Consider the following 17,320-nt stretch of genomic DNA (forward strand, 5'->3'; position numbering starts at 1 on the left):
CTCTAGGTTGCTGGTGCTTCTCGGCTATCCGAACTTCCGTCGTTTGCGCGCCGCTGTGCTCGCGCAGGTCAGATCGGGCTGAAGGTCAGGGCACGATCCCCCTGCAGGCCCAGGCCACATTGGCGAACGACCTCGCCCCATCCGGCCGCCCCGCCTGATAGGCATCGCGGACCGCCGCTTCGACGCGCGCCCGTTCCGCCCCGTCGAGCGTGGTCACGTATTTGCCGAGCGGGCCTTCGCCGGCGCCGATCGGCGCCCAGTAGTCGTCGAAATTCTCATAATCCATGCGGATCATCAGCTCGGTTTCGGTGACGTCTGCCAGGCCCTGTTCGACAAAGGTCCGTTTCATCTCGCCGGGCTGCATCATCGGCTGGAAGCAGTAGCGGCTGCGCATTTGGCGTCCGCCTTCGCTGAGCGCCGCGACCGTGTCGATCATCATGCGCATGCCCGGCATGCCGCCGAGATGATCCCACACCACCGCCGCGACCACGCCGCCCGGCCGCACCACGCGGCGCATCTCGGCCACGGCCTTGCCGGCCTCCGGCACGAAGTGAAGCACCAGCAGCGCCAGCGCGCGATCGAACGCCTTGTCGGCGAAAGGCAGGGCGGTGGCGTCCGCCTGGCTGAAGGTGATGCGCGGATCGGTATTCTTCTCCTTCGCCGCCGCGACGAAGACCGGAGAGAAGTCGATGGCCTGGATTTCGGCGAGGCCGGCGGACTTCGCCAGCTCGAAGGTCAGGCTGCCGGTGCCGCATCCGACGTCGAGGATCTTTTCGCCGCCGGCCAAGCCGGCGAAATCGATGAACTTGGGCGCCAGCCTGCGGCTCCAGCGGCCCATCAGCTGCTCATAACCGGACGCTTCGTGAACGGTGAAGATCGATGTCATCAAGGCCTCCCTGCTTATAAGCCCAAGCTAAGCCTCGACGGCATTGCTGCCAAGGCGCGAAGCAATCGCATCGGACAAGGATAGCGGCGCACGCGCCGGCGCCTGTCAATACAGAGCCTCGCGGCGATCCTTGCGGGATTTCATCCTGGAGCGTCCCGCACTGCCGCCACGCTCTCCCTTTCCACCAGCGGGCATTCCAGCTTGGTGATGGGGTAGCGGCCGTGGCCGGATGTCATCGGCGTCTCCAACTGCTCGATTGCCCATTGGCCCATCGCCAGATGCGGCAGGATCGAGGTCGTCAGCGGCGGGAAGAGGTGGCGGGCGATCTCCTCGTCGTCATAGCCGACCACGGAAATATCCTCGGGGATATGCAGGCCGGCTTCCTTCAGCGCCTCGTAGCAGCCGATCGCGGTGCGGTCGTTCTGGCAGAAGATGGCGGTCGGGCGGTCCTTCAGGGCAAGCAACTTGACGGTCGCGGCATAGCCGGCGCTGGCCGACCAGTCGCCCTCGACCACCAGCTCGGGATCGAAGGGGATGTCGGCGGTGGCCAAGGCGCGGCGATAGCCTTTCAGCCGGTCTTGCGCCGCCTGCATCCACGGCTCGCCGGTGATGGTGGCGATGCGGCGGTGGCCGTGGCTGATGAGATGCCGGGTGGAACTCTGGCCACCGGCGATCTCGGAAGGCACGACGGCCGGGAAGGCATAGTCGGCGGTGTAGCAGTTGAGCAGGATGACCGGGATATCGAGGCTGTAGAGGAACTCGGGCGCGACGATCTCGCGGGTGAAGATGGTCATGTAGATCAGCGCCGAGATGCCGCGGCGTGTCAGCGCTGAAATAGCGCGCGGCTCCATGACGGCATCGCCCATGGTCTGCGCGACCAGCAGCACGTTGCCGGCGTTCCACGAGGCCTGGCGCGCGCCCTCGATGGCGACCACCGCCTCCGGGCTGGTGGCGAGCTGGTCGACGGCAAAGCCGATGACGCCGTCCAGGCCTTCGAACGGCGTCACCGGCGGACGCAGGGCGGAGAAGACCGGCGGCGAGTAGCCGAGCGCTCTGGCCGCTTCGATCACCCGATCGCGCGTCTGCTGCGACAGCCTGATGCCGGGCGAATTGTTGAGCACGAACGAGACAGTCGCCTGCGAGCAGCCGGCGGCCCGAGCGATGTCGGTCATGGTGACACGACCCTTGGGCTTGGCGGACGGCTTGCGGCGCCTGGAGGCTTCCGGGGGATCGCGCAGTTCCGTCGGTTCACTCATGTTCGTTTCCCAAACCTTGTCGGCTGTTAAGCAAAGGCCGGCGACAACAACAAGATGCTCCGGCGCGGCGTGTTTATGGGAACCGCGCCCTGATTATAACGATTATCATGCCCGACAGCGTCGGCGCCAGCCACATCACATGTCGACGAAACAGCCTGAAAAGGTCAGCAAAGCTGACAATTTCGCCGAATTTTGGCACGATGCCGCCGCTGCCATTCCTCCCTTGCCAACTGGCGGCTTGTCTCTTCGCGCTCTGTGAAAACGCGCGCCTGGGCGCCCGCAACTAATACTCTTTACTAATATCCCTAAGCGTTCTATTGTCAACTCGCCGCAGCGTGGCCGGGCCTTCCGGCCGATCGCGGCGGTGGAGCGGGCGAGCGCCGGTCGGAGGAATGCCGTCGAAAGGGCAGTCTCGTTTTCACGAAAATGTCAGACAAATCGGACTATTTACGAACGCCAAATCTGTGTCTAGTGTCTTGGTCGCGGCTGGATTGGCGCCGTTCTTAAGTTGCCAGACCTTGGGCAAGCCCCTTGAGGAGGAGGGCGTCCAGGCCGCAGCCGACACATCAGCGATGAGTTTCAAAAGGGAGGTTGAACCATGAAATCCATGATCCGTAACGCATCCGTCGCCGCGGCGGCCCTGGCCCTCGGCCTGTCGGCGAGCGCGACCGTGCGCGCCGACGACAAGCCGACGCTGGCCTTTGTCGTCAACGGCGCGTCAGACTTCTGGAAGGCGGCGGAAGCCGGCGTGAAGAAGGCGCAGGGCGAACTGCCCGACTACAATCTCGAGCTGAAATACCCTGAGCAGTCGTCGGTCGCCATCCAGCAGCGACTGATGGACGATCTGGTGACGGCCGGCGTCAAGGGCATCATGGTGTCGGCCGTCGACCCCAAGACCTCGACCGACGGGCTCAACAAGATCGCTTCCCAGACGGCGCTGTTCACCACCGACAGCGACGCGCCGCAGACCAAGCGCGTCGCCTATATCGGCTCATCCAACGTCGACGCCGGCAAGCAGGCGGCCGAGATCGCCAAGAAGGCGATGCCGGACGGCGGCAAATGCCTGGGCTTCGTCGGCCTGCTCGGCGCCGACAACGCCAAGGAACGCATCCAGGGCATGAAGGACGGGCTCGCCGGCAGCAAGATCGAGCTGGTCGACGTGCGCGGCGACGACATCGACCAGGCGCGCGCCAAGAAGAATGTCGAGGACGCGCTGGTCGCCAGCCCCGACATCACCTGCATGGTCGGCTTCTACTCCTACAACACGCCGCGCATCTATGAAGCGCTGCGCGACGCCGGCAAGCTGGGCTCGATCACCGTCGTCGGCTTCGACGACGATCCGATCACGCTGGGCGGCGTCAAGGAAGGCACGGTCGCCGCGACGGTCGTGCAGCAGCCGTTCGAATGGGCCTATCAGGGCATGAAGCTGATGGCTTCCTATCTCAAGGGCGACAAGTCGGGCATTCCGGAGAACGGCCTGATCATCGTGCCGACCAAGATCATCGGCAAGGACGATGTCGACGCCTATGCCGCCGATCTGAAGGCGATGGCCGGCAAGTAAGCGCGAGATCAGTTGCGCCGGCTCAGGGATCCACCTTGAGCCGGCGCCCGTATTGACGGGCCGCACGCGGCCCGCCAGTCTGTTGCCCACCGGCCGCTGCCAAGCTTGATCAACCATGGCGTGATGAACTATTCCGACCCATCCATTGTTCAATCCGCTCCGTTCCTGAGCCTCGAGGCCGTGCGCAAGACATATCCGGGCGTCGTGGCGCTGGACGGGTTCTCCATTGAGGTCAGGCCCGGCGAGGTAATCGGCCTGGTCGGCGAGAACGGCGCCGGCAAATCGACCCTGATGAAGATCCTCGGCGGCGTGACGCGGCCGGACAGCGGTACCGTGACGGTCGACGGCATCGCGCATGACGGGCTGACCGTGGAAGCCAGCATCGGCTCCGGCATCGCCTTCGTGCATCAGGAGCTCAACCTGTTCGAAAACCTCGATGTCGCCGCCAACATCTTCTTCGGCCGCGAGCCGCTGAAGGCCGGCCCGCTGCGGCTGGTCGACCGCGCGAAGCTGCGGCAGATGGCGGCCCCGCTGTTGAAGCGCGTCGGCGCCAATTTCTCGGCCGATGCGCCGGTCGCATCACTGTCGCTCGCGCAGCAGCAGATGGTCGAGATCGCCAAGGCGCTGTCGATCAGGGCGCGGCTGGTGATCCTCGACGAGCCCACCTCCAGCCTGCCGATCGCCGAAACCGAAAAGCTGCTCGACGTCATCAAGGGGCTGCGGTCGGAAGGCATCAGCGTCATCTTCATCTCGCACCGCCTGCACGAAGTCGAGCGCGTCGCCGACCGCGTCGTGGTGCTGCGCGACGGCATGCTTGCCGGCACGCTGCCCAAGAGCGAGATCAACCACGACCAGATGGTCAAGCTGATGATCGGGCGCATGCTGAAGGAGCGTGAGAAAGCCGCTGAGGCCGGGCGCGCGCCGGGCGGCGTCGCGCTCTCCGCAAATGCCGTGCGCACCGCAGCCTATCCTGATCATCCGGTCAGCCTGGACCTTCGACGCGGCGAGATCCTCGGCCTCGCCGGGCTCGTCGGCTCCGGCCGCACGGAGCTCGCGCGCGTGCTGTTCGGCATCGACGAACGGCTCGGCGGCAGCGTTGCGCTGGACGGCAAGGCGCTCGATGTCGGATCGGCCGCCGATGCGGTGGCGAGCGGCATCTTCCTGGTGCCGGAAGACCGCAAGCTGACCGGCATCCTGCTCGACCTCTCGATTGCCGAGAACATTTCGCTGCCCAATCTGCCGGCGCATGCGAAGCGCTCGCTGGTGTCGGTCAGCGCCGAACTCGCCACCGCGGAGAAGCAGAAGAAAGACCTCGGCATCAAGGCGCCGTCGGTCCTGACCCGCACCGGCACGCTGTCAGGCGGCAATCAGCAGAAAGTGGTTTTGGCCAAGTGGCTGGCGATGAACCCCAAGGTGATGATCCTCGACGAGCCGACGCGCGGCATCGATATCGGCGCCAAGGCCGAGATCTACGGGCTGATGCGGTCGCTTGCCGACGCAGGCGTCGCGGTGCTGATGATCTCCAGCGACATGGAAGAGGTGATCGGCGTCTCGGACCGTATCGCGGTCATGCATGAGGGGCAGATCTCCGGCATTCTCGACCGGGACGATTTCAGCCAGGAGAACGTGCTTTTGCTGGCGGTGGGCAAGAAGCCGAAGCTGGCGCATGCCGCTGGAGGAGCGCAATGAGCAAGAAAGACCTCGGCCTGCTGATCCTGATCCTGGTGGTCGGCGCGGTGGTGACGGCCATCAACCCGCGCTTCCTTTTGCCGATCAACCTTGCCAACACCTCCAACCTGATCGGCCTGTTCGGCATCCTCTCCATCGGCCAGGCCTTCGTCATCATCACCGGCGGCATCGAGCTTTCGGTCGGTTCGCTGGTGGCGCTGCTCGGCACGCTGTTCATCGACTTCATCGCCGTGCGCGAGATGGACTGGCCGCTGGCCTTCGCGCTGATCATCGTGCTCGGCGCCATCATCGGCTTCGTGCATGGCTGGCTGATCACGCGGCTGAAGATGCAGCCCTTCGTGGTGACGCTCTGCGGCCTCTTGATCTATCGCGGCGTGGCGCGCTTCTACACCGCCGACGGCACGGCGGGCTTCGCCTTCGGCCAGAATTTCCCCGAGCTCGAATTCCTGACCGCGGGCCGTTCCTGGGGCGTGCCGAACAGCTTCATCGCGCTGATCGTCATCGCCATCGTCATGTGGGTGGTGCTGCACCGCTCGGTGTTCGGCCGCTATCTCTATGCCATCGGCAAGAACGAGGAAGCGGCGAAATATTCGGGCATCCGCACCGGGCGCGTCGTGATCGCGGCCTATGTCATCTGCGGCGTGCTGACGGCGCTGTCGGCGATCTATTTCGCCATGTATACGCGCTCGATCTCGCCGGCCAGCCACGGCCAGTTCTACGAGCTCTACGCGATCGCCGCGGCGGTGCTCGGCGGCTTCTCGCTGCGCGGCGGCGAGGGCTCGCTGGTCGGCGTCCTCTTAGGCACCGTGCTGCTGCAGGAGCTGCAGAACCTGGTCAACCTGCTCGGCATCCCCTCCTCGCTCAACTTCGCGGTGATGGGCGGGGTGATCCTGATCGGCGTGCTGGTCGACCAGCAATGGAGCGTGTTCCGCGCCCGGCGCCGGATGCTGGAAGCGACGCGCCGGAACGTCGCCGGCGCACCGGCGGAGTAGCCAATGACCTCCCCTTCTCCCCTTGTGGGCCTGTTGCGCAGTTAGCGCGAACAGACCCGCGAGGCGGTTTGGCCCGTGAGGTCTCGCTCATTTTTGGCTTTTGGGGTGGAGTTTGATGGTGGCGGGCGGCCTTAGGCTGGATGCTAGGCGCACCTATCCTGTGATTGCCGCCCATCGGCGCATGTTGAAAGCGATCGCGGCAAGTGTCACCTGGGCTGCGGCCTTGGCCAATCCGACATAGCGGATTGTGGTCAGTTTCATGCGGTTCTTAAGCGTGGCGAAGGTCGTCTCCACCGCCGCCCGCCGTCGTGCGATCAGGCGATTGTAGCGCTTGAGCCGCTCGGGCAGCGAATGGTGCTTATTGGGGCGGCGGGCAATGCGCGGCTTCCTGCCCTCGGCCTTGAGCCGAGCACGCCGGGCATGCGTGTCATAGGCGGCATCCGCCCACACCGTCTTCTCGTCGCCTCGGATCAAGTGATCGGCCATTACCGTGTCGTTGACGTTGGCCGGCGTGGTGATCACCGTGCGGATCAGACCAGAGCCCTCGTCGACCCCAACATGGGCCTTGTAGCCGAAGGTAAAGCCGCCCTTGCCCCGCCACACGGGACGGGCATCGGCATCCTTCGAGGGCCGCTCGGCTGTCGGCGGCGCCGAGACCGCATCGATCAGCGTCGCATCCAGCATCGTGCCGCGCTTCAGGATTACGCCGACCTTCTCCAACTGCCGGTCCAGTTCGCCAAACAGCCTTTCCATCAGCCCTTCGCCGACAAGCAGGTTGCGGAAGCGCGACAGCACTGAGTGATCGGGAATGCTCTCCTCAAGGCCAAGCCCGACAAAGCGCCGGAATGACAGCCGGTCGCCGAGCGCCTCCTCCAGCTCGCGATCCGACAAGCCATAGAGCGATTGCAGCAGCAGTGCTTTGAACAGAACCAGCGGAGGCCAAGCCGCACGTCCCGGGCCGCCATCGCGTAGCGGGTTGAGCAGCTTCTCGAAGCGATACCACTTCACCAGACCGGACAGCCGATCGAGCGGCGAGGATCCACCAGCAAGCTTCTGGCCCAGAAATGCTTCCGCCAGGCTCAACTGACCCGTCCGCTTCACCGCCATCGCGATTCCCTCCGAGTTCCAACTCAGAGAATCACAACCAGCCAATTACGCAACAGGCCCCTTGTGGGAGAAGGTGTCGCCGAAGGCGACGGATGAGGGGTGCTCCAGCTTGGCAACGACGGCGATCCGTCCAACACCCCTCATCCGTCTCGGCGCTGCGCGCCGATCCACCTTCTCCCACAAGGGGAGAAGGAGAAAGAGAGACGCTAAATCATGCTCGACAGGTCCGAAAACGCCATCGCCTTGCGCAGCACATCCACGAAGCGCTCGCCGGCAATCTCCCTGGCGCCGCTGTTGTCGATCGAGGTGACGTCCGGCCCGGAAAGCGTCACGCTGGTGCTGCGCGCCAGACGCGCCAGCACCTCGCCGCGCGATTCGCGGCCGCGCGCCGCCAGCCGCTCGGCGAGGATTTCCGGCGTCGCGGTGATCTCGACCACCGCCAGATTGGCATAGCGCTCGCGCAGCCCCGGGATGACCGCGCGCGAGACATTCGCCACGGCCACATGACCGTTGGCGACCGCCCAGTCGACGTCGGCCGGCAGGCCATAGCGCAGGCCATGGGCGTCCCAGCAAATGGCGAAGGCGCCGTCGGCCTCCGCCTCGGCGAAGGCGGCATCGGCCAGCGTGTCGTGGTCCTCGCTCGCCGAATCGCTCGGCCGGGTGATGACGCGACGCACGAATTCCAGGCGCGTCTCGTCGGCAAAGCGCGCCTTGGCATAGCCGATCACCGTGTCCTTGCCGGCGCCGCTTGGGCCGACAACCGCGACGAAGACGCCGTTGCGGATCGGAAGGGTCTCGGTCAGCTCGCGTTCGATCAACGCCGAAACCATCATGCGACACGCTTGCCCTGGCGCCAGACGGTGCGCACGACCGGCACGTGCTCGTCGACGCGCACGCGCACGAGGTCGGCGCGCCGGCCGGGCTCGATGACGCCGCGATCGGTGAGGCCGACGGCGTCGGCCGGGTTCTTCGAGACCATGGCGACCGCCTGCGGCAGCGAGATGCCTTCGACGACGTCGCCGAGGAAGAAGGCCGACTGGATCAGGCTGAAGGGGATGTAGTCGGACGACAGGATGTCGAGCAGGCCGTCGCCTGCCAGCGCCCTGGCCGAGACATTGCCCGAATGCGAGGAACCGCGCATGACGTTGGGCGCACCCATGAGCACGCCGAGGCCGGCCGCCTTCGAGGCCCTTGCCGCCTCCTCGGTGGTCGGGAATTCGGCGACGCGCACGCCCTGCTCCACGGCTTCGTCGACGTGGCCGGCGGTCGCATCGTCATGGCTGGCAAGGACGATGCCGCGCTCCTGGCAGGCGGCGGCGATGAAGACGCGGTTGGGGCCTGAATTCCTTGCCGATTCCGCCATCCGCTTCTCGCAGAATTTCTGGAAGTCGCGGTCGGTCAGCTTGAGCTTGCGCTGGTAGTAATAGGCATAGGTCTCGAGGTTGACGAACTGGCGCTGTCCGGGCGCATGGTCCATCAGCGAGGCGAGCTTCACGCGGTCGTCGGTCTCGAAATTGGCGAAGGCCTCGAGACAGTCCGGGGCCGAGACCTCGCAGCGCAGATGGATGAAATGGTCGGCCCTCAGCCGATCCTGCCTGACGCTGTCCTCGATGGCGTCGGCGAGCTTGCGGACGTCGTCGGACTTCAGGTCGGCATCCTCGTCCATGCCGACGCGCAAGGCATCGAGCACCGTGGTGATGCCGGCGGTCGCGACCTGCGCATCGTGGGCGAGCACGGCGGCGATCGGGTTCCAGCGCACTTTCGGACGCGGCGCATAGTGGCCTTCGAGATGGTCGGTGTGGAGCTCGACGAGGCCCGGGATGATGTAGTCGCCGCCCATGTCCTTGCCGCCGCGCGCCGCGCCCGGCTCGATCGCGGCGATCAGGCCATCGCGCAGCAGCAGCGAGCCCTCGACGATTTCATCGGGCAGCACGATGCGGGCATTCGTGAGGACGGTTTCGGCGGTCATTTCAGGCAGTCCTGTCTCAAGCGATCATACGTTGGGCGGTACATAGGGCGGTCACGCGGTTTTTCTGGCCGGGCGGCGGCCAAGCGCATGGTGGGAGAGCACCATGAACGGGGCGCCCGGTTCGGTTTCGACAAACAAAGTCAGCGCATCCACCGGCACCGGACGCTGCAGCACGTCGGCGAACAGGCTGTCGATCGCGGCACGAAGACGCGGGCTTTCCTGTGGCCCGACGCGCCCGGAGAGCGTCATGTGGAAGCGGAACGTCTCGAAGACGTAAGGATAGCCCCACTGGCACAGATTGCGGAATTCCTGCGGCTTCAGCGAGTCGGGGCTGCGCCGCTCGATCTCGGCTTCCGTCAATGGCGCCCGAAAGCGGTCGAAGGCCAGCACGACATCGCCGGCGAAGCGGTTGAGCGCCGGCACCGGCGCTTCCGGCACCAGCGCGAAAAAACCGTCGATCTGGCCGACGACGAGGCGCGGGATGATGACGGGCTGGGTCGCTTCGGCAAAGCTGTCGAGCGCGGCACGCAGCGAGGCTTCCGTCTCGCTCCCAGCCAGCCGGAACGGCGCCTTCAGCGTCGCATGAAACCCGTAGCGCCGCGCCGAGGCCGTGTGGAAGGCAACTTCCGCCGCCGACAGCTCGGCCACCGCCTCGACCGGCCGCGTCGCCGCGCCGAACGGGTCGCGGCCCAGCCAATTGGCGGCGATGCGCGCCAGCGGCTCGTCCTGCCGTGGGGTGTAGTAGATGGCGTAGCGCATGAGAAAACCTCGTCAGCCCGCTGCCATAGGTGATTTCCATGACGGATTGACGAAGCTTTCATGGGTTTTCGAAGGCAAACAGACCCTGCCGGTCCTTAGCCGACGATTTTTCCGAACTGGACCAACGGGTTGAGCGCGCCGGGAAACCTCAGGCCTTCATCAGCCACTCATGCTCGGCCGCGTTGTGGAATTTCCAGGTCCGCTTCGGGCCGGCCATGACGTTGAGATAGTAGAGATCATAGCCGTGGCAGGCCGCGCAGGGGTGGTAGCCCTTGGGCACCAGCACGACATCGCCATCCTCGATCGCCATAGCCTCGTCGAGGTCGCGCACACCGTTCCTGTCGGCGTCCGTGTAGACGCGTTGGAAGGCAAAACCTTGCGGCGGGTTGAGGCGATGGTAGTAGGTCTCCTCGAGATAGGATTCGGCGGGGAGATTGTCCTGGTCGTGCTTGTGCGGCGGATAGCTGGAGGTATGGCCGCCGGGCGTGATGACCTCGACCACCAGCAGCGAGTCGGCCGGCTTGCCCTCGGGCAGGATGTTGGTGACGTAGCGCGTGTTGGTGCCCTTGCCGCGCACTTCCTGGCCGAGATCGTCCGGACCGATGACGCGAACCGGCAGGCCGCCGCCAAGGCCGGGCGCCGAGCAGACGGCGAGCTCCAGCCCGGTGTCGGCGGTCACCGACCAGTCGGAGCCTTGCGGTACGTAGACCGACCAGGGCTTGCCCTCGAAGGGCGACATGCGCTCGCCAAGCAGGCCGAGATCCTTGCCGCCGGCCGACGCCTTGCCCTTGCCGGTGACGAAGACCAGGCAGACCTCGCGCTCGCCCGTCTTGCCGGACGCCGTCTCGCCCGGCCGCAAGCGGTGGAGATCGAAACCCACATAAGTCCAGCCGGCGCTTTGCGGCGTGACGTGGGCGACATGGCCGTGGCCCCTGTCGGCCTTGACGAGCAGTTTCGACATTCGGATCTCCTTAGATCATTCCTTCGGCTCGGCCGGCGGTTTGTTCTCCTCAGCCGGCTTGTAGAGGTAGAAAAACTGCCACACGGCGTAACCGGCGAAGCCGAGCGCGATGACGCCCCAGAACGGCGTGCCGGAGGCGAACTCGATCACCGACCAGACAAGGCAGACGGCGACGACAGCGATGCGTCGCCACAACGGCCGGAAGAAGGGATGCTCATAGTCTTTCATCGCGCCAATCCAGGATTTGCCCAAAGCGCATCAGATAACCCGAGCGCCCAGGCTAATCCACCGTTCAGGCATTCGGAAAACCTTGCGTCTCCACCGTGTAGCCGGCGGCCGTCATCACCCGCATCAGCTCCTTGTGACCGACCTGCGCCATCTTCAGAGGCGGGTTCTTCTTCGGATCCTGCTCGGCCTCGACCACGAACCAGCCTTCATAGCCGTAGTCGGCGAAGCGCTGGACGATGGCGCCGAAATCGAGCGAGCCGTCGCCAGGCACGGTGAAGGCGCCGAGCGCCACGGCATCGAGGAAGGACTGTTTGGTGCGGTCGAGACCGTCGATCACGCCCATGCGCACGTCCTTCACATGGACGTGGTTGATGCGCTTGTGGTGGTTGTCGATGGCGCGCAGCACATCGCCGCCGGCGAAAGCGAGATGGCCGGCATCGAGCAGCAGCGGGATGCCTTCGCCGGAATGGCGCATGAAGGCGTCGAGCTCGGGCTCGGTCTCGACGACAGCGGCCATGTGATGGTGGTAGGAGAGCGGCATGCCCTGGTCGGCGCACCATTCGCCGAATTCGGTGACGCGCCGGCCATAGGCCTTCATCTCGTCCTCGGCGAGCTTCGGCTTGGTGGCCAGAGGCTTGGAGCGGTCGCCCTGGATGGAGCGGCCGACCTCGCCATAGACGATGCAGGGCGCGTTGACCGCCTTGAACAGGTCGATCATCGGCTGGATGCGATCCTTGTTCTTCGCCAGGTCCTCATTGACCAGCGTGCCGGAGAACCAGCCACCGCAGAGCGTAACGTCGGCCTCCTTCAGGATCGGCAGCATCACCTTCGGGTCGTTGGGGAAGCGGCGGCCCATCTCCATGCCGGTGAAGCCGGCCGACCGCGACTGTCGAAGACACTCCTCCAGCGACACGTCATCGCTCAATTCCACGAGATCGTCGTTCCACCACGCGATGGGGGACATGCCCAGTTTGGCTTTCAAGTCGTCACTCCAGCTGTTGTTCGTTGCGAGGCGGATGCCGGCTCAGCCCTGACGACTGCCAACGGCTTCCTCGTATTTCTTGCGCGCGGCGTTGACCTGCGGCCGCGAGGAGACTTCCGGCACGGCGACGTCCCACCAATGTCCGCCGGCCTCGGTCGACACAAGCGGATCGGTGTCGATGACCAGCACGGTGGTCTTGCTGTTTTGCTTCGCCTTGGCCAGCGCCGTCTCCAGCTCGGCGATCGACGCCACCTTCTCGGCAACGGCGCCGAGGCTTGCGGCATGAGCGGCGAAGTCGACATCGGGCATCACCTCGTGGCGCGCGTCCTTGAGCAGATTGTTGAAGTTGGCGCCGCCGGTCGCCATCTGCAGCCGGTTGATGCAGCCGTAACCGCGGTTGTCGAGCAGCACGATGGTGAGCTTCAGCCCCAGCATCACCGAGGTGGCGATCTCGGAATTGAGCATCAGGTAGGAGCCGTCGCCGACCATGACGACCACCTCCTGGTCGGGCTTCGCCATCTTGACGCCGAGACCGCCGGCGATCTCGTAACCCATGGTCGAGAAACCGTATTCGGCATGGTAGGAGCCGGGCGCGCCGGCCTGCCAAAGCTTGTGCAATTCGCCCGGCAGGCCGCCGGCAGCGTGAAGAAGGGTGACGCCGGAGCCCATGGCGCGCTGCACGGCGCCGATCACCTGCGCATCCGAAGGGTAGGCGGCATTGGTCGAGGCGGTCACCTTGGCGGCCGCGGCCTGCCACTCCGTCTTGCCCTTCATCGCATTGTCGGTCCAGGCGCTAGGAGCCTTCCAGCCCTTCAGCGCAGCGGAAAGCTCGGCAAGGCCTTCGGCGGCGTCGGCGACCAGCGGCAGCGCCCAGTGCTTGCCGGCGTCAAAACCTTGCGTGTTCAAGCCGATGATCGTGCGGCCGGCATTCTTGAACAGCGCCCAGGAGCCGGTGGTGAAATCCTGCAGCCTGGTGCCGACGGCAAGCACGACATCGGCCTCTTCCGCCAGCCGGTTGGCAGCGGAAGTGCCGGTGACGCCGACCGCCGCCATGTTGAGCGGATGATCGTCGGGGAGCGAAGATTTGCCGCCTTGCGTCTCGCAGACCGGAATGCCGGCGCCTTGGACCAGCTTGGCCAGCTCTGCCGATGCCTGCGAATAGAGGACGCCGCCGCCGGCGATCACCAGCGGCTTCCTGGCGCCTTTCAGCGCCGCGACGGCGGCCGCCAATTCGTGGCGGTCGGGGCGAACCCTGCGCGGCGTCCAGACGCGTTCGGCAAACAGGGTTTCCGGATAGTCATAGGCCTCGGCCTGCACGTCCTGGCAGAGCGAGAGCGTCACCGGGCCGCATTCGGCCGGATCGGTCAGCACCTGCATGGCGCGGTTGAGCGCCGGAATGATCTGTTCCGGCCGCGTGATGCGGTCGAAATAGCGCGAGACGGGGCGGAAGCAGTCGTTGACGCTCGCCGTGCCGTCGGAGAAATCCTCGGCCTGCTGCAGCACCGGATCGGGCAGGCGGTTGGCGAAGACGTCGCCGGGCAAAAACAGGACAGGCAACCGGTTTACATGGGCGAGCGCGGCGGCCGTCACCATGTTCAGCGCGCCGGGGCCAATCGAGGTGGTCGCGGCCATGAAGCGGCGCCGGAAATTCGCCTTGCCGTAAGCAATCGCCGCATGCGCCATCGCCTGCTCGTTATGGGCGCGATAAGTCGGCAGCTCGTCGCGCACCTGGTAGAGCGCCTCGCCGACGCCGGCGACATTGCCATGGCCGAAGATCGCCCAGACGCCGCCGAAGATCGGCACCTTCTTGCCGTCGATCTCGGTCATCTGCCGGCTGAGAAAGCGGGTCAGCGCCTGCGCCATCGTCAGGCGAACGGTCTTGGTCATTGTCGTTTCCTCCGGCTTCCTTGTGCCGTCTTGTTATGCTGCCGCCTTCTTATGCTGCTTTGCGGCCGCGCGCGGCAAGCCATGCCTCGGTCAGCTGCTCGAAGCGTGAGGCCATGTCGGCGACAGCCTCGTCGTCCGACATCCGCCCGGCCAGCCATTGTTCGGCGGCATTGATGAAGATGGTGCGACCGACGGCGAACCCCTTGACGATGGGCGCGTTGGCGGTCGCCGCGAAGGCGGCGACCAGCTCGTCCTGCGGCGCCTCGAGCCCCAGCAGCACGATGCCGCGGCACCATGGGTCGTTCGTGACGATCACCTGCTCGATCCTGGCCCAGGCGTTGGCCGAAGCCTGCGGCTCGAGCTTCCACCAGTCAGGCTTGATGCCGAGCGCATAGAGCTCTTCAAGCGCGCGCGGAATGGTGGTGTCGTCGAGCTTGCCATGCTTGCCGGCGATGATCTCGACCAGAAGTTCCCTGCCGACTTTCCGCGCGGCCTCGAACAGGGCCCGCAGCTTCTGCTGCTGCTCCAGTTTCAGCGCCTCGGGGTCGTCCGGATGGTAGAAGCACAGGCATTTGATGCAGTGGTCGACCGGCCAGTCGATAAGCTGCGAGCCGATGTCCTGCGAGAATTCGAAGCGCAGCGGCCGCGATCCCGGCAATTCGACCGGGCGGCCGAGCCAGGCGAAGTGGTGATGGGCGAATTCGAACATCGCGTCGCGGCCATATTTCTCGTCGATCAGCATGCCGTAGCCGTCACGGCCGGCGGCAACCTTGGCCGCCGCCTTGACGGTGAGCACCTTGAAATCCGGAATGCGCGAGGCGTCGGCGCCGACCCTGGCAGCGACATCCTCCAGCTGCACGCGATGGTCGCAGGCCAAAGCCATCAGCGAAGGAATGTCGCGCCGCCGCGTCGTCGCCCAGTGGACGTGGTTGATCGCCTCGTCCTTGCGCAGAGCGAGGTGCTTGCTGCCGTGCTTGAGGAAGAACTGCAGCTCCTCGAAGGTCGGATATTCCGGCGCGCAAAGCAGGCGCGACACGGCGAAGGCGCCGCAGGCATTGGCCCAGGTCGCGGCAGTGGCAAAGCTTTCGCCGCCGAGCCAGCCGCGCAGGAAGCCCGACATGAAGGCGTCGCCGGCGCCGAGGACATTGTAGACCTCGATCGGAAAGCCATCACCGACGATGCCGTCCTCGAGGTCGTCGCTGATCGGGCCGTCGTAGACGATGCAGCCCTTGGCGCCTCGCTTCAGCACGATGGTGGCCGGGGACAAGGAGCGGATCGTCTTCAGCGCGCTGAGGCAATCGTCGGCGCCGGAGGCGATCATGATCTCCTCCTCGGTGCCGACGATGAGGTCGCAGTCGGGCAGCACCGTCTTCAGCTGCGCCGAGACGCGGTCCGACTTGACGTAGCGCTCGAAGCCTTCGGCATGGCCGGCCAGACCCCAGAGGTTCGGGCGGTAGTCGATGTCGAACACCACCTTGCCGCCCTTGGCCTTCATTATACGGATCGCCTTGCGCTGTGCGGCGTCCGAGTTGGGGCGGGAGAAATGCGTGCCGGTGACGACCACCGAACGGGCCGAGGCGATGAAGGCCTCGTCAATGTCTTCCTCGGCCAGCGCCATGTCGGCGCAGTCGGAACGGTAGAAGATCATCGGCGAGACGCCTTCGTCCTCTACCGAGAGCAGCACAAGCGCGGTCAGCCGTTCCTTGTCGGTCTTCAGGCCGTCGACCGAGACGCCCTCACGCTTGAGCTGCTCGCGGATGAAGCGACCCATCTGCTCGTCGCCGACGCGGGTGAGCAGCGCAGAGCGCAGGCCGAGCCTTGCCGTGCCGACTGAAATATTGGCCGGGCAGCCGCCGACCGACTTGGCGAAAGAGGTGATGTCCTCCAGCCGCGAGCCGATCTGCTGGCCATAGAGATCAACCGAGGCGCGGCCGATGGTGATGACGTCGAGCGGTTTCGCTTCCACGGCTTCGCCCATTCGAACCTCCCATCGGCCTGTTATAGTGAGCATCGTCGTTTTTGGGCAGCACACACGAGCGGCCGCGCGGTGCCGTCAATATGAAATATTAATTCCAATCCATAGTCAATATGGAATAAGCATTCCCGGATTGAAAAAGACGGTCGAAGGACCCGCTCAGACCTTGCGTTTGCGGCCGGCGTCACGCCGCTTCTCGCCGACGGCAACGGTCAACGCCATGGCAAGCGCCATGGTTGCCGAGAGCGAGCGGAAGCCGCCGAAATCGGCCTCGGCGACCTCGAACCAGATCTTGGCGAACTGGGCGAGCGGCGAGAACGAGCTGTCGGTGATGGCGACGATCGGCACGCCTTGTTCCGCGATCGAGCGCGTCTCTTCAATGGTCGCCGGCGCGTAAGGCGAGAAGCTGATGGCGATGACGGCGTCGCGCGACGTGGCGAAGCCGATCATCTCGGCGTTCAGCCCGGCGGCCGACTCCACCAGCTGGTTGCGGATCTTGAGCTTGCCGAGCGCGTAGGCGATGTAGGAGGCGACCGGATAGGAGCGGCGCTTTGCCAGCACATAGATGGTGTCGGCCTTCGCCAGCAGGGTGACGGCCTCTTCGAAATGCGCGTCGTTCAACGCGCGCGAAATGTCGCTGAGCGAGGTGCTGGCGGCGGCGACGAAGCCGTCGAAGATCGCCCGGTGACCAGCGCCTTCCTCAGCCTTGGCGCGCAGTGCCGCCAGCCTTTCGTCATAGGAGGAGTTGCGCTCGCGCAGCCGCTCGCGGAACACAAGCTGCAGGCTGGTGAAGCCGTCGAAGCCGAGCTGCTGGGCAAAGCGGATCAGCGTCGAGGGCTGCACGCCGGCCGAGGCGGCGATGCTCGCCGCTGTGCCGAAAGCGATGTCGTCGGGGTTGTCGAGCGCATAGGCGGCGATCTGGGCGATACGCTTGGGCAGGCTCGCGCGCCTGTCCAGGATCGTCGTGCGCAGCGTCTCGAAATCGCGAGGCACCCGTTCGTCCATCGTCGCTCCGCCCGCGGCCATATTGATCGTTCCCTCTCCTGCCTCATCATAGCGAGTTCGCGC

Annotated in this window: 15 protein-coding genes; 3 read left to right on the forward strand and 12 right to left on the reverse strand. The window is 65.4% G+C overall.

Translation table 11 applies throughout. The features are described from left to right. Nucleotides 1–85: 85 nt before the first annotated feature. Nucleotides 86–886, reverse strand: a complete 801-nt coding sequence (locus tag EJ067_RS15295) for a class I SAM-dependent methyltransferase (protein WP_126086484.1) — start codon at nucleotides 884–886, stop codon at nucleotides 86–88. A 140-nt stretch (nucleotides 887–1,026) separates the two neighbouring features. Then, nucleotides 1,027–2,142, reverse strand: coding sequence for a LacI family DNA-binding transcriptional regulator (locus EJ067_RS15300; RefSeq protein ID WP_189510625.1), 1,116 nt, complete (start codon nucleotides 2,140–2,142; stop codon nucleotides 1,027–1,029). 598 nt (nucleotides 2,143–2,740) lie between these two features. Between EJ067_RS15300 and EJ067_RS15305 the strand changes: the two genes are divergently transcribed. The 3 genes from EJ067_RS15305 to EJ067_RS15315 all read left to right on the forward strand — a co-directional run bounded on the left by EJ067_RS15305 (nucleotide 2,741) and on the right by EJ067_RS15315 (nucleotide 6,384). After that, complete coding sequence (locus EJ067_RS15305) at nucleotides 2,741–3,703, forward strand: sugar-binding protein (RefSeq protein ID WP_126086485.1); 963 nt, start codon at nucleotides 2,741–2,743, stop codon at nucleotides 3,701–3,703. 123 nt (nucleotides 3,704–3,826) lie between these two features. Then, nucleotides 3,827–5,392 carry a sugar ABC transporter ATP-binding protein gene (locus EJ067_RS15310; RefSeq protein ID WP_126086486.1) on the forward strand — a complete coding sequence of 522 codons (1,566 nt, stop codon included), beginning with the start codon at nucleotides 3,827–3,829 and terminating at the stop codon, nucleotides 5,390–5,392. After that, nucleotides 5,389–6,384 carry an ABC transporter permease gene (locus EJ067_RS15315; RefSeq protein ID WP_126086487.1) on the forward strand — a complete coding sequence of 332 codons (996 nt, stop codon included), beginning with the start codon at nucleotides 5,389–5,391 and terminating at the stop codon, nucleotides 6,382–6,384. Before EJ067_RS15310 ends, EJ067_RS15315 begins: the two co-directional genes overlap by 4 nt. Before the next feature lie 153 nt (nucleotides 6,385–6,537). Here the strand turns inward: EJ067_RS15315 and EJ067_RS15320 are convergent, their stop codons facing one another. The 10 genes from EJ067_RS15320 to EJ067_RS15365 all read right to left on the reverse strand — a co-directional run bounded on the left by EJ067_RS15320 (nucleotide 6,538) and on the right by EJ067_RS15365 (nucleotide 17,257). Beyond that, on the reverse strand, nucleotides 6,538–7,491 hold the full coding sequence (locus tag EJ067_RS15320) for an IS5 family transposase (protein ID WP_126086488.1): 954 nt from the start codon (nucleotides 7,489–7,491) through the stop codon (nucleotides 6,538–6,540). Between the two features lie 206 nt (nucleotides 7,492–7,697). Beyond that, nucleotides 7,698–8,324 (reverse strand): phosphonate metabolism protein/1,5-bisphosphokinase (PRPP-forming) PhnN, encoded by a 627-nt coding sequence (gene phnN / locus EJ067_RS15325; protein WP_189510628.1) that lies wholly within the window; start codon nucleotides 8,322–8,324, stop codon nucleotides 7,698–7,700. Then, nucleotides 8,321–9,460, reverse strand: a complete 1,140-nt coding sequence (locus tag EJ067_RS15330; protein ID WP_126086489.1) for an alpha-D-ribose 1-methylphosphonate 5-triphosphate diphosphatase — start codon at nucleotides 9,458–9,460, stop codon at nucleotides 8,321–8,323. The genes phnN and EJ067_RS15330 overlap by 4 nt, the downstream gene beginning before the upstream one ends. Before the next feature lie 51 nt (nucleotides 9,461–9,511). Further along, entirely contained in the window at nucleotides 9,512–10,219 is a 708-nt protein-coding gene (locus EJ067_RS15335; protein WP_126086490.1) for a DUF1045 domain-containing protein, read from the reverse strand. A 148-nt stretch (nucleotides 10,220–10,367) separates the two neighbouring features. Next, entirely contained in the window at nucleotides 10,368–11,180 is an 813-nt protein-coding gene (iolB, locus tag EJ067_RS15340) for a 5-deoxy-glucuronate isomerase (protein WP_126086491.1), read from the reverse strand. 15 nt (nucleotides 11,181–11,195) lie between these two features. Then, the gene (locus EJ067_RS15345) at nucleotides 11,196–11,408 is read right to left on the reverse strand and encodes a DUF3329 domain-containing protein (RefSeq protein WP_126086492.1); all 213 of its coding nucleotides are present in this window, start codon (nucleotides 11,406–11,408) and stop codon (nucleotides 11,196–11,198) included. 64 nt (nucleotides 11,409–11,472) lie between these two features. Continuing rightward, a complete protein-coding gene (gene iolE / locus EJ067_RS15350) occupies nucleotides 11,473–12,390 on the reverse strand; it encodes a myo-inosose-2 dehydratase (protein ID WP_126086493.1) in 918 nt (305 codons plus the stop codon). A 42-nt stretch (nucleotides 12,391–12,432) separates the two neighbouring features. Then, nucleotides 12,433–14,277, reverse strand: coding sequence for a 3D-(3,5/4)-trihydroxycyclohexane-1,2-dione acylhydrolase (decyclizing) (iolD, locus tag EJ067_RS15355; protein ID WP_126086494.1), 1,845 nt, complete (start codon nucleotides 14,275–14,277; stop codon nucleotides 12,433–12,435). A gap of 49 nt (nucleotides 14,278–14,326) precedes the next feature. Continuing rightward, nucleotides 14,327–16,255 (reverse strand): 5-dehydro-2-deoxygluconokinase, encoded by a 1,929-nt coding sequence (gene iolC, locus EJ067_RS15360; protein ID WP_126086495.1) that lies wholly within the window; start codon nucleotides 16,253–16,255, stop codon nucleotides 14,327–14,329. Between the two features lie 156 nt (nucleotides 16,256–16,411). Next, on the reverse strand, nucleotides 16,412–17,257 hold the full coding sequence (locus EJ067_RS15365) for a MurR/RpiR family transcriptional regulator (RefSeq protein ID WP_189510768.1): 846 nt from the start codon (nucleotides 17,255–17,257) through the stop codon (nucleotides 16,412–16,414). Between the last annotated feature and the right edge of the window lie 63 nt (nucleotides 17,258–17,320).

It is taken from the genome of Mesorhizobium sp. M1D.F.Ca.ET.043.01.1.1, from assembly GCF_003952385.1.
Taxonomy (GTDB): domain Bacteria; phylum Pseudomonadota; class Alphaproteobacteria; order Rhizobiales; family Rhizobiaceae; genus Mesorhizobium.